Annotated in this window: 10 protein-coding genes; 5 read left to right on the top strand and 5 right to left on the bottom strand. The window is 58.1% G+C overall.

Going from position 1 to position 12,249, the window contains the following annotated elements; genetic code table 11:
* The 3 genes from HF945_RS15475 (at position 1) to HF945_RS15485 (ending at position 4,161) form a co-directional block, all read left to right on the top strand.
* A complete protein-coding gene (locus HF945_RS15475) occupies positions 1 to 1,254 on the top strand; it encodes a PepSY-associated TM helix domain-containing protein (RefSeq protein WP_290523462.1) in 1,254 nt (417 codons plus the stop codon).
* Between the two features lie 398 nt (positions 1,255 to 1,652).
* A complete protein-coding gene (locus tag HF945_RS15480; protein ID WP_290525431.1) occupies positions 1,653 to 2,585 on the top strand; it encodes a transposase in 933 nt (310 codons plus the stop codon).
* Between the two features lie 673 nt (positions 2,586 to 3,258).
* Entirely contained in the window at positions 3,259 to 4,161 is a 903-nt protein-coding gene (locus tag HF945_RS15485; protein ID WP_290523463.1) for an Lpg1974 family pore-forming outer membrane protein, read from the top strand.
* Positions 4,162 to 4,254: 93 nt separating this feature from the next.
* Here the strand turns inward: HF945_RS15485 and HF945_RS15490 are convergent, their stop codons facing one another.
* The 5 genes from HF945_RS15490 to serA all read right to left on the bottom strand — a co-directional run bounded on the left by HF945_RS15490 (position 4,255) and on the right by serA (position 9,771).
* A complete protein-coding gene (locus tag HF945_RS15490; protein WP_290523464.1) occupies positions 4,255 to 5,550 on the bottom strand; it encodes a CsgG/HfaB family protein in 1,296 nt (431 codons plus the stop codon).
* Positions 5,551 to 5,801: 251 nt separating this feature from the next.
* Complete coding sequence (gene lpoB / locus HF945_RS15495) at positions 5,802 to 6,395, bottom strand: penicillin-binding protein activator LpoB (RefSeq protein WP_290523465.1); 594 nt, start codon at positions 6,393 to 6,395, stop codon at positions 5,802 to 5,804.
* Positions 6,396 to 6,437: 42 nt separating this feature from the next.
* The gene (locus HF945_RS15500; RefSeq protein ID WP_290523466.1) at positions 6,438 to 6,836 is read right to left on the bottom strand and encodes a YcfL family protein; all 399 of its coding nucleotides are present in this window, start codon (positions 6,834 to 6,836) and stop codon (positions 6,438 to 6,440) included.
* Positions 6,833 to 8,284 carry a hypothetical protein gene (locus tag HF945_RS15505; RefSeq protein WP_290523467.1) on the bottom strand — a complete coding sequence of 484 codons (1,452 nt, stop codon included), beginning with the start codon at positions 8,282 to 8,284 and terminating at the stop codon, positions 6,833 to 6,835. Before HF945_RS15505 ends, HF945_RS15500 begins: the two co-directional genes overlap by 4 nt.
* A gap of 257 nt (positions 8,285 to 8,541) precedes the next feature.
* The gene (gene serA / locus HF945_RS15510; RefSeq protein WP_290523468.1) at positions 8,542 to 9,771 is read right to left on the bottom strand and encodes a phosphoglycerate dehydrogenase; all 1,230 of its coding nucleotides are present in this window, start codon (positions 9,769 to 9,771) and stop codon (positions 8,542 to 8,544) included.
* A gap of 143 nt (positions 9,772 to 9,914) precedes the next feature.
* On the opposite strand from serA, the gene HF945_RS15515 reads away from it, so the two are divergent.
* Both HF945_RS15515 and HF945_RS15520 read left to right on the top strand, forming a co-directional pair.
* Positions 9,915 to 11,309: an FAD-binding oxidoreductase gene (locus tag HF945_RS15515; RefSeq protein WP_290523469.1), complete on the top strand. Its 1,395-nt coding sequence runs from the start codon at positions 9,915 to 9,917 to the stop codon at positions 11,307 to 11,309.
* Positions 11,302 to 12,003 (top strand): fumarylacetoacetate hydrolase family protein, encoded by a 702-nt coding sequence (locus HF945_RS15520; RefSeq protein ID WP_290523470.1) that lies wholly within the window; start codon positions 11,302 to 11,304, stop codon positions 12,001 to 12,003. Before HF945_RS15515 ends, HF945_RS15520 begins: the two co-directional genes overlap by 8 nt.
* Positions 12,004 to 12,249 lie beyond the last annotated feature (246 nt).

Consider the following 12,249-nt stretch of genomic DNA (forward strand, 5'->3'; position numbering starts at 1 on the left):
ATGCGTGCGCTACTTGTCGTTCTTCATCGCTGGTTTGGCTTGTTCATCGCCGGTTTCCTGATCATTGCCGGCCTTACCGGGGCCCTGATTTCCTGGGACCATGAGCTTGATGAGTGGCTCAACCCCCACCTGTTCAAGAGTCAGAGCCAGGGCGAGCCGTTACCCATGCTTAGTCTGGTCGACAGGGTGGAAGCCGCAGACCCACGGGTGCGCGCCAGTTTTTTTGCCACCCAACCCGAGCCTGGACATAATACCGAAATCTGGGTAGACGCCCTGAAAAACCCGGACACCGGCAAACGTTATGATCTGGGTTACGATCATGTCTTCGTCGATCCGGTCACCGGCGAGATTGTCGGTAAACGGGAATGGGGCAAGATTTCCCTGCACCCGGAACACTTGATGTCGTTCCTCTACAAGCTGCACTTTTCCTTGCACCTCCCGGAATGGAAGGGCACCGATCGCTGGGGCGTCTGGCTGATGGGCATTGCCGCCCTGGTGTGGCTGTTTGATACCTTCATCGCCATGGCCATCACCCTGCCACGCAAACGACGTACCACCAGCCGTAAAAGGTGGCTGCAACGCTGGAAGCCGGCGTGGAAGATTCGCGGGGGCGCTGGCGCCTACAAACTCAACTTTGACCTGCACCGGGCCGTGGGCCTGTGGGTGTTTGGCTTGCTGCTGATGCTGGCGTTTACCTCCTTTTCCCTGAACCTGTATCGGGAGGTGTTTTACCCGATCATGTCCACGGTCTCGGAAACCACCCCGGGACCGTTCGAAACCCGCACACCCACCGCGCTCCACGATCCGGTGGAACCGCAGGTAGCCTGGCCCACTCTCTTCAACAAAGCCCGTGCAGAAGCAGATACGCGCGGTTGGCAAGAACCCATTGGTGACACCTTCTATAGCGATAACTTCGCCGTCTTCGGTGTGCGGTTTTACTACCCCGGTGAAGACCATGACAGTGGCGGCATGAAAGTGAAGAGTCTCTACTACGATGGCAAAAATGGCACGCTGATTGGCGACGAAGTCCCCTGGACCGGCACCGCGGCCGACGTCTTCAACCAACTTCAGTTCCCGCTGCATTCCGGCCGCATTGCCGGCCTGCCGGGCCGCATTATTATTTCCTTCATGGGCATCGCCGTGGCGATGTTGTCGATCACCGGCGTGGTGATCTGGTGGAAAAAACGCAAGGCGAGGGCCACGAGCCGGCGGCGCAGGGAAGACAGCATCGCAGCCACTGCTCCCAACACCTGAAAGAACGGTTGGGACGTAGCGCAGCGAAGTAACGCACGGAGTGCGGCCCGAAGGGTGTGTGAAACGAATACACCTCTCGAGGTGCGAACCCCAACCGGCAGAGCAAAGAGCAACCGATTCTGTAACGGCAGGGCTTCGGTCCGCACCTCGAGAGGTGCTTGTATGTTTGAATGCCCCTCCTGCAATGATGCAGGACTTGCCGGGGTGGAGGGACCAAAGGTGCATCTGACCTAAGGGTACAGACGGTAGGAGATTTGGCCCCACCCCGCACCTATTCATACGCCGATAAAGAATCCATCGGCTGAGTTCGCACCTCAGACCGACGATACCAGCAAGCCAGCGTTCAGGTGCGCCCCGACAAGCATGTGTAACCTAGCTCAAGGGGCAGTTCAGTGGCAATGCAAGTAGCAAGATCCATCGTCGGTATCGACGTCGCCAAGGCCGAATTGGTCATTCATTTCCAGGGCCAGACGCTCACCATTGAGAACACCCCCAAAGCCATTAAGGTCTGGCTCAAGAGCCTGCCATGCCCCTGTGAGATCGCCATTGAGGCCACAGGGACTTACCACATGGCAGTCATCGAGTTGGCCCATGCCAAAGGGCACCACATTTACGTTATTGATGCTTCACGGCTCAGCAGCTACCGCAAGGGAACAGGCGGTCGAGCCAAAACAGACGCCTCTGACGCCCAGCTGCTCGCCCGCCATCTGCAGAGAGAAAAAGAGGATCTACGCCGCTGGAGCCCGCCACCCAAGGCGTATCGAACACTGCAGACACTGCTGCGCCGCCGCGCCGCGCTCATCAAGGCACGCACCATGATCCAGCAAAGTCTGGGTGGCGAAAAGATCCTCAAGGCAAGCCTGAAAAAGCTGATCTTACAGATCAATAGTCTGGATACGCTGATCCAGAAACACCTTCGCGACACCGTAAGAGAAGCTGGACTTAGTGATCAGGTGCAACGGTGCAAGGCTCTGGAAGGTGTGGGCGACCTGACTGCATATGCGCTCGTTATGGCCTTCCTACGAGGAGACTTCCGCAACAGCGACGCCTTCGTCGCCTTCTTGGGGATGGATGTCCATGTAAAGGACTCCGGCACCAGAACGGGAAAACGCAAGCTGACCAAGAAAGGCGACTCAGAGACCCGCAGACTGCTTTACTGCGCAGCTATGGCTGCCCGTAAAAGCGCCCGCTGGGCTGGTGTCTACCAAGGTTATCTCGACCGTGGCCTGGCGAAAACGCAGGCCCTGGTCATCCTCGCACGCAAGCTGGTCCGTATCGCCTTCGCGTTGATGAAGAACCGCACCAGCTACGCGCCGTCGTCCGCCGCATAAAAGGGGTGGACAACATAGAATCTCCTACAGCAACCCTCATCGTTTGAGTAAGGAAAGAACGCCAATGCCATCAGCATGGCATCTTCCCTGTTAGAGTGAGTCGAGGAGCGGTGTCGAGGTAAGGGGCGGAAGCGGAGGTTTACAAAACATGTTTTGCCCGCTGAAGCGCCATTCCCATACCGGGGAATGGTCGGAATGCCAGAGGGGGAGCCAGTTCCCCCTTTGGGCCTTTATTCTCGTCAGGGTACGTTGCGGCGAGGACAAACACCTTTATCCGTGCGATTAAACTTCAGGCCAGCATTAGCCAACCAGGCAAGTGCTACGTTCGTCGCAGCTTCGCTGCCTCAAGTGGCTCTCCTGCAGAATCACCCGCCCCAGACAAAAAACCCGGCTTTCGCCCACACTGCCACATGGACATCCCTGGCACCCCAACGGAACAGGTTTTCCTGTTTGTCCTCTTGCCGCTTTGCCAGAAGCCCATCCACCTTCCTGTCATCCTCTTGCAATGGATAAACACGCTATATAATCTTGTTGCGCACCAAATTGCACAACGAAAAGGATTCCTTCTCCTCGGGGGGAAGGGGATTATTACAATGGAGAATGCAAAAGCAGCATGAAAACAATCAAAAAAAACCTCGTTTCTGTCGCTATTCTAGCAACCACTTCACCCGCGATGGCGGGCTTCTATGTCGACCTTCAGGCCAACCAGAGCGAACTGGATCGTAGCGGCCTGGAGTGGTACGCACCTTACCAGACAAATAACACCAGCATTGTCGGTTCCGGGGATTATGAGCATGTTGATCCTTCTGCGGAAACGGGCTTTGTCATTGGGCTGGGTATGGATCTGGGCAGCAACTGGACCAGCACCCTGCGCGTCAGCAGCATTGAGTTTGATGAGAAAGATTCCGTGTCCAGTCCCAATGAAGAGCTGACTGCAGCACGTGTGCACGCAGACTGGGGCGATGTGGCTGACGGTGATTGGGATAAAGGTACCACCCAGTACGAGCTGGAACAGCAGAGCATTGATCTGGAATTCGCCTACAACGTGAAGTTTGGCGGAGATAAAGGTCTGGTATCTCCTTTGATAGGCCTACGTTCTACCAGTATTGAACAAAGCATGAACACCTATTACGACGACACCAGCAATTCCAGCGGTACCCAGGTCCAGGAATCTGTAGATCACGACTTGCTCGGTTTTTTCGCAGGGGTTGAGGGGCGCTGGCAGTTCAACAAACTGGTCGGTGTTGAAGGGCGGGTAGACTTGGGTGTTATGAATGCCGAGGCATCACGCTCCAACTACGAGACTATCCAGGATGGGGATCAGGTCTATGTCGACACCGGCGATGATTTCACCGAAAGCGCTACCATGACCAATGCCATGCTGGGGGTTGTATTCAGCGCACTTCAATCTGACAGTGTGAATCTGGATGTAGGGTTGGGCTATCAATACTCCAGCATTGATGGTCTGTCTGACTTCATTCACTTCCCGGATGACGTTGTGGATGGCACCCTGGCCCGCAATCAACAAAGCCTGGGCACCAGCGGCTACTATCTGAATGTAGGCGCCTCTTTCTGATTTACGCATTGCGGTTAATCTGAAAGCAAAAAGCCACCGCATATGCGGTGGCTTTTTTGTTTCAGTCTCATCTCTGCATCTGCCGAAAAGGGCTTACCACTGAATCGGCGCTTCCGATGAGCCAGGGCTGGCTTGTTGCCCGGCGGGTTGGCTGGCCCGGTTCTGGGCCTGTTTGTCCGGACGTACCCGGTCGCCGACCTTGAGCGGGCCGCTGGCAGCCCCTTCCACCACCGCAATGCCGTAATCCGGGCGGATCTCACTGACCTTCAGTGTAGCCAGGGCTGCGCCTTCCATCTTGATGGTCATGCCGGTATCCGGATCCTTCATTTCACCAGCCGGACGATAGACTTTCATCAGGGCATCCTGTTCCAGGCGGCCTTCGCCCTGGGTCAGGAAAACCGTATCACCGTCCACCTTGATCACCTGTACCGGATAGAGCACGTCGGTGGCATCGCCAGCGATGGCACGAGCGATCTCCGGGTACATCACATCGGCCAGCCGTTCCGGGTGATTGCGGTCATCGATGTTGAGCTGTCGCGCCACTTCACGGATCTCCGCTTCGGACTTGTCCCACACGTAGAGGTCACTCCAGAGGATTTCCGTGGTGGTGGTATCGATCAGCCGGTAACGCACCCGTACATAGGGTTCATAACCGCCCATCTTGGCACCGTAGAACTCTCGCTCACTGTCGCCAATCTGGAAATCTTCAATGGTACCTACCAGCAGCAGGTCGGCGCCCTTGCGCTGGCCCAGGCGGGCCATTTCTTCCGGCGCCACACTGCCTTCGGAGACGGTTTGCAGCTCCTTCTCCACATCGGCGAGATAGGAACGGTCCAACACCCGGAAACGACCGGACTGGGTAAACGCCATGGACAGGTTTTCGGCCAGATCACGCTGCACTTCCTGCGCCGATACCTTCACATCGCCCAGGTCATAGCTGCTGGCGCGGGCATCAAAGGTGGCAATGGCAATGCCGGGCAGGTGAGAGCGGTCCGGGCCGATGGATTTGGGGCGCAGGATTTCCGCCTGCACATCCGCCTGCCACATGCCGTCATCCACTTTCTTCACGGACTGCACCTGGTAAGTCTTGATGTTACCCAGCGTGGGCAACTGCGGTTCTGGCACCGAGGTTTCCTTGCCCATCCAGGTGGACACATCACCCTGGGACTGGATGACCCATTCATAGACATCGGTGCGGAAGTTGGGATCCACTGCCAGGGTGACACCGCCCCCCTGACGCACCGCGGCCACCAGTGCATTGGTCATGGCCTGCTCCGGGGTATCACCGAAGCCGCGAGAGGAAACCGATACGGTCTCGGTCAGTGCATGGCTGAACGATGACAGCAGCATCAGTGCCATGATCAACGGAGCAAATAGTCGTTTGTACATGTGACCTCCTTGTTTCTAGCAGCTCCAGCCGTAGGAGCGTCGCTGGCGGCGCGATAGCCCAACCTCGAGAAGAATGATTTACCACAGAGTGCACAGAGATCACCGAGAAAATCGTTTTTTTACTCTGTGTGCTCTGTGCCCTCTGTGGTGAAACTGCTTTTGATCCTGGGCTCGAATCGCGCCGCCAGCGACGCTCCTACAGCAGAGGCTGTTCCGCGTGGAGCGTGCTGCCTGTGCGTGCTGCGTCTCCCTTACAACCCAAACAGGCTCTTGCTGCGCGTCTTGCGAATTTCTTTCTCGTTGGCCCACTCGATGATGCCGGTCTGGATATTCATCAACTTGAGAGTGAACTTGTAGTACACGTCCTTGGTATTGCCGTCACGTTTCACAATGGAGGAGAAGTTGCCGTACATCATGAACTCGGCACCAATCTGGCGGCCCATCTGGGCAGCAGTGTTGGGATCCACCAGGCCGGATTCGCTCTGGTAATCCAGTTGTTCACGCACGCTTTCCACCTTGGTCATGTCCACAAAGCGGAACTTGCCGGAATTGAGCAGTTTGGACTGGATGGTATCGGTGATGGATTCCGTGTCGATGTGCTCGGTAGTCTTGTTCTTGATGCTGTCCACGAACACCACCGGGCGACGGCTCTGGGTGAGCTGAACGATGGGCGGAAACACCAGCATGTCATCTACCATCTTGGCAGCAATCATCTGCAGATCGGTAGAACCGAAATCGGTATTGACGGTTTCGCGGGCCTGGGCATCGCCATAGTCCACCTTGGACGCACAACCACTGAGCACCAATGCGGCACCCAGCATCATCATGGAAAGTACACGTTGCATGTTTATCTCCTCACTAGCGGTAAGACCGCACAAATCGTTGAATTACTCACGAACCCAGATTTCGAAGCGGGCCGCACTGGGATTGGGGGCAATGGCGTTCACGTTATTCTGGCTACGGCCAGCCATGACCACCTGACGCCAGGGCTGGGCTTCCGGCTGTTGTTCAAAACCGCTGGCATCGAAAAACTTGATCTTGTATTGAAAGTCGAGCTGAAACTTCCAGTCGTTTTCCAGCGTGGCCTGTACATATAGCAGGTCGCCCACTTTCTTCTGTTTCAGATCCACCACGGTAATACGGCTCCCCAACAGACTGTTGTTGGAATAGACCTTGTGGGTGGGCTCGCCATTTTCATCAACTTCGATCTGGCTCATGTTGCTGGCTGAACAGGCCGCCAGCAGCAGCGCTACCAGCAAGGCCATCAGCGGACGGAAAATACTCATAGGGGTCCCTCCTGGACGGGTAACACGCGAGTAATCAAGCGGCCGGGGACGGCCACGACATGGATAACGGTGAGGCCACGGTTTACCACCGGTACCGTCAACGTAGCATCGCCCTGCGGGGTGCTCAATAACAGGGTATGTTCTCCCTGGGGCAGGGAAACGCGAGTCGCCTGGGCATAGGCAGGCAGTGTCAGCCAGCTGCGGCGGTCGGCCTGTTCACTGACCAGGTTGTAGATCTGGGTGGCAAAGGCCCCCAGAGCACCATAATTATCGTTGGCTTCTTTCTGCAGGTTGTACTTGGCGGTCGCCCGCAGGGTCTGGCGAACCAGCATGCCCGGCAAGCGTTCCTTCAAGTCCTTGGCCGCCAGTGCGCCCACATCGGCCAGCACCTGGGTTTCCGCCACAGGCTGCATGGCAGTATCCAGTATTCGCAAGGTGTTGGGCCTGGGTTTGTCCTGAAGCGCATAGGTGGGAAACGCCACGGAAAAGAAACCGTGCACGGTCGGGATGGGCAGGCTGAACTCGGCACGGGGTTGCACAAAACCCTGATCGTAAATCACCGCCACCAGCCCGGTGTCGCCGTCCTGCTTTCGATCCATGGCCGCCGACACGCGCTGCACATCTTCCTTCAACATGGTGGAATCGGGGTGGATCTCCAGCGCTTTCTTGTAATCCACCAGGGCATCATTCCATTCGCCATGAGCCTCCCAGAACAGGGCGGACAGATAGAAGGTCCAGGCATTCTGGAAACTGGCCTTGACCTCGCCGGCCACCGCATTCAGGCCTTCGAAGTAGCCGTCAAACTGGTTCAGGTCGATATTGTTTTCTTCGGCTTCCTCTTCCGCCTTGGCGATTTCCTTTTCTCGCTTGTTGGCGGCCACCTGCTGCTCCAGTGCAGCCGCACGAAACTCCACCGCGGCGCCGGTGGCATCATTGGCAGCCCAGTAATTCAGGGCCTGGTAGGCACGGGTGAAAATACGCTCGTAATCCGGGGCGATGTAGGGACGGGCATTATCATTGGTAATCAGTGATGAACCGGTTGCCGCCAGGGAAGAGACCTGGATTTTGGCGCTGGCATCTTCCGCATCATAGGCCGCCACAGCAGAGGCAAAGGCCTGGCGGCTGGCCTCACGCTGCCCCTGCAGCTGGGCCACTCTCCCCAGTTCCTGCAGGTAGAGCACCCCGTCTGCTCCGCTGGTGGCCGCTTCCAGTTTGCTAATAACCGGACTGGCGGGCGGCGCAGCGGCAAGTTGTGCGGGTTGCCCGGAAGCCGGTATTGCACCCGATGACGGGGAAGCCTCAGCGGCCGGTTGCGATGGCGCAGTGGCCAGCTCCGCCTTCCATTTGGCGGCCTGGCTGGGGTAGGAGACAAACAGCGAGCGACTGGCACAACCAGTCAGCAGGGCCATGACGGCCAGTGCAAGACATCCCTTTCTTATCGATTCCATAAGATGGTGTGTGTTCCCTGTTCCCATCAAAAGCCACAATAGTCAGACCGCCCGGATCCCCACCGGTTCAACACCGTTCTCGTGTCAGGCGTCCGGCCTCTTGCATCAGGCGTACAAATAAAAAGCCGGAGCAGACAAGGTAGTCTGGCTCCGGCTTTTTGTCGAGCGCCAATCCGGGCCGCTCCCCCCTTTTCGTCACCCCTGGCCCCGGGACGGGCCCGGACCGCAGGTTGGTTATGAAAAGGCTTGTCTGCTCCCTAGAACAGCACCCGGGTACGGATGGTGCCTTCGATGGTGCGCAGTTTTTCCAGCGCCAGCTGGCTGTATTCCTTGTCCACGTCGATCACCACATAACCAATGTCTTCATTGGTCTGCAGGTACTGACCACAGATGTTGATGCCATTTTCGGAGAAGATGGTGTTGATCTGGGTGAGGACGCCGGGCACGTTCTTGTGGATATGCAGCAGGCGGTGCATATCCGGGTGTGCCGGCAGGGCCACTTCCGGGAAGTTCACCGCACCCAGGGTGGCGCCGTTATCGGAGTAGCGGGCCAGCTTCTCGGACACCTCGGTGCCGATGTTCACCTGGGCTTCCTGGGTTGAGCCACCAATGTGCGGGGTCAACAGCACATTGTCGAACTCACGCAGGGGGCTGACGAACTCATCGTCGTTACCCTTGGGCTCTTCCGGGAACACGTCAATGGCGGCACCCAGCAGGTGGCCGTCCTTGATAGCTGCAGCCAGAGCGTCAATATCGACTACCTTGCCGCGGGCGTAGTTGATCAGGTAACCCTTGGGCTTGATGGCGCGGATCTGCTCTTCCTTGATCATCCAGCGGGTGTCGGCGGTATCCGGCACGTGCAGGCTGACCACGTCGGACATCCCCAGCAGCTCATTGAGGCTGCTGACCTGCTCGGCGTTGCCCAGCGGCAGCTTGGGAATCACATCGTAGAACTTCACCTTCATACCCATGGATTCGGCCAGCACGGACACCTGGGCGCCGATGTTGCCGTAACCCACGATACCCAGGGTCTTGCCACGGATTTCGTAGCTGTCCTTGGCCGACTTCAGCCAGCCACCCCGGTGGGCGGAGGCGTTCTTCTCGGGAATGCCACGCATCAGGTTGATGGTATGAGCAATCACCAGCTCGGCCACGGAACGGGTGTTGGAGTAGGGGGCGTTGAACACGGGAATCCCGCGCTTCAGGGCCGCCTTCAGGTCTACCTGGTTGGTGCCGATACAGAAACAACCTACACCGATGAGCTTCTCCGCTGCCTGGAACACCTCTTCGGTGAGCTGGGTGCGGGAACGGATACCAATGAAATGGGCATCCTTGATCTTGTCGGTCAGGTCACTGCCGGTCAGAGCGGTGGGCAGCAGCTCCACGTTGGTATAACCGTGTGCCTTCAGGTTCTCCACGGCGTTTTCGTGGATGCCCTCGAGCAGGAGAACGCGGATCTTGTCCTTCTCAAGAGAAGTATCGGCCATGATTGAAGTCTCGGTAGCCTGTGAAATGGGCGCGTATGTTAACATAGCGCGCTCAAATTGAGAGCCGTCCCGTTGTCGGATTGCTCAAGTTGGCGTGAGAACGCCTCAAGATCGTGCGTTTTACCCCGTTCAGGAGACCCTTGATGACCGCTTTTGCCCACGCTGCAATGGAGCAACTGACTGATTTGCTTGGCAAACGCCTGCTTACCGACCAGGAAAGCGCGGAGCGCTACGGGGTCGACTGGACCAAGGTGTGGGCTCCGGCCCCCTGCGCCATCGCGCTGCCGGAAACCATCGAGGAAGTGCAACAGATCGTGGAAATCGCCAACGAGCACGGTCTGCACCTGGTGCCCTCCGGGGGCCGCACCGGCCTGTCCGCCGGCGCTGTGGCGGCCAACAGTGAGCTGGTGGTGGCCTTTGATCGCATGAACAAAGTGCTGGATTTCAACGAATTCGACCGCGCTGTCACCGTGCAGCCCGGCGTGGTCACCCAGCAGCTTCAGGAATTCGCCGAAGAGAAGGGCCTGTTCTACCCGGTGGATTTTGCCTCCGCCGGCTCCAGCCAGATCGGCGGTAACATCGGCACCAACGCCGGCGGCATCAAGGTGATCCGCTACGGCATGACCCGCGACTGGATCACCGGCCTGAAGGTGGTCACCGGCAAGGGCGAACTGCTGGACCTGAACAAGGGCCTGATCAAGAACGCCACCGGCTACGACTTTCGCCACCTGTTTATCGGCTCCGAAGGCACCCTGGGCTTTGTGGTAGAAGCCACCGTCAAACTCACTCGCCAGCCCAAAGACCTGACCGCCCTGGTACTGGGCGCGCCGGGCTTCCGCGAAGTCATGAAGATCCTGCACGCCTTCCAGCAGGACATCGACCTGACCGCCTTCGAATTCTTTTCCGACAAGGCCATGGCCCACGTACTGGCCCACGGCGTGCCCAAGCCCTTCGATACCGAGTGCCCGTTCTACTGCCTGCTGGAATTCGAACAGCTCTCCGAGCAGGTGGGCGAGCAGGCCATGGCCATCTTCGAAAAATGTGTGGAAGAAGGCTGGGTATTGGACGGCGTCATGAGCCAGTCCCTGCAGCAGCTGGATCAGCTGTGGCAGCTGCGTGAGCGTATCTCCGAATCCATCGCCCCACACACCCCTTACAAGAACGATATCTCCGTGAGCATCGCCAAAGTGCCGGACTTCGTGGAAGACGTGGACACCGTGGTGCAGGACGCCTACCCGGACTTCGAGATCGTCTGGTTTGGCCACATCGGTGACGGCAACATGCACCTGAATATCCTCAAACCGGCGGACCTGGCCAAGGAAGACTTCTTTACCAAGTGCAACAACGTCTCGAAGTGGGTGTTCGAGATCGTGGAGAAGTACAACGGGTCTATCTCGGCAGAACACGGTGTCGGCATGACCAAGAAGCCGTACCTGGCATACTCGCGCAGCCCGGAGGAGATCGCCTGTATGAAAGCAGTGAAAGCGGTGTTCGACCCCAACAACGTGATGAACCCGGGGAAGCTGTTCGATGTTTGATGACGCCATCACCCTCAACAGCGGCGAAGACGATTACGTTCACCGCTGGATCGACGGCTCCCCCATCGACATCCCGGTGGGCAAGGTGGTGTGCGTGGGGCGCAACTACGCCGACCACGCCCGCGAGCTGGGCAATGAGGTACCGGAATCCCCGATTTTGTTCATGAAGCCGGCCACCGCCCTGGCCAGCCTGCACGAACCGGTGATCATCCCGAAGGGGCAGGGGCCGGTGCATCATGAAGTGGAAATGGTGGTCATGATCGGCAAGCGCATCCGCAAGGAAACCGACCTGGAAAACATCCGCTTCAGCATCGCCGCCTACGGCGTGGGCCTGGACCTGACCCTGCGGGAACTGCAGAACCAGCTGAAAGAAAAAGGCCATCCCTGGGAACGGGCCAAGGCCTTCGACGGCGCCGCCCCGGTCTCCGGCTTCATCGACGCCCGCGGCATCTCCGTGCGCCAGAACCTGGACGTGACCCTGGAGATCAACGAAGAAGTGAAACAGCACGGCCACACCGGCCTGATGCTGTTCCCCACCTTCGAACTGCTGGCCGAAATCAGCCAGACCTTCACTCTGGAACCCGGCGATGTAGTCTTCACCGGCACCCCGGCGGGCGTCGGGCCGTTGAACAGCGGCGACAAGTTCACCGCGCGCCTCGGCAACATTATTCAGGTGTTTGGCTCCGTGGCCTGAGCTTCAACACTGCTCCAACAGCCACCTGGTGACATCCCTCACTGTGGGAACGGAGCGTAGCGAAGTAACGGCCAGGGGCCGGCCCGGAGGGTAAGCACAGCGAATACGGTCGTTCGACCGCGAATCGAGCCTCGCTTGGAGGCACCCCCAAGCCAGCCACCAAGTTCCCCCATCGCGTCCCCGTTCTATTGCAAAGGTACCGGGTGCTGCGGCCTCTCTCCCTTCATGCCTTTGTAACACCCATTA

It is taken from the genome of Alcanivorax sp. (genome assembly GCF_017794965.1).
GTDB lineage: Bacteria > Pseudomonadota > Gammaproteobacteria > Pseudomonadales > Alcanivoracaceae > Alcanivorax.

What these genes read in the sequence shown, in the direction of transcription:
- serA (WP_290523468.1), bottom strand. Translation starts at nt 9,771, where the DNA reads ATGGCCGATACTTCTCTTGAGAAGGACAAGATCCGCGTTCTCCTGCTC.
- HF945_RS15490 (WP_290523464.1), bottom strand. Translation starts at nt 5,550, where the DNA reads ATGTACAAACGACTATTTGCTCCGTTGATCATGGCACTGATGCTGCTG.
- lpoB (WP_290523465.1), bottom strand. Translation starts at nt 6,395, where the DNA reads ATGCAACGTGTACTTTCCATGATGATGCTGGGTGCCGCATTGGTGCTC.
- HF945_RS15485 (WP_290523463.1), top strand. Translation starts at nt 3,259, where the DNA reads ATGGCGGGCTTCTATGTCGACCTTCAGGCCAACCAGAGCGAACTGGAT.
- HF945_RS15475 (WP_290523462.1), top strand. Translation starts at nt 1, where the DNA reads ATGCGTGCGCTACTTGTCGTTCTTCATCGCTGGTTTGGCTTGTTCATC.
- HF945_RS15480 (WP_290525431.1), top strand. Translation starts at nt 1,653, where the DNA reads ATGCAAGTAGCAAGATCCATCGTCGGTATCGACGTCGCCAAGGCCGAA.
- HF945_RS15515 (WP_290523469.1), top strand. Translation starts at nt 9,915, where the DNA reads ATGACCGCTTTTGCCCACGCTGCAATGGAGCAACTGACTGATTTGCTT.
- HF945_RS15520 (WP_290523470.1), top strand. Translation starts at nt 11,302, where the DNA reads ATGTTTGATGACGCCATCACCCTCAACAGCGGCGAAGACGATTACGTT.
- HF945_RS15500 (WP_290523466.1), bottom strand. Translation starts at nt 6,836, where the DNA reads ATGAGTATTTTCCGTCCGCTGATGGCCTTGCTGGTAGCGCTGCTGCTG.
- HF945_RS15505 (WP_290523467.1), bottom strand. Translation starts at nt 8,284, where the DNA reads ATGGAATCGATAAGAAAGGGATGTCTTGCACTGGCCGTCATGGCCCTG.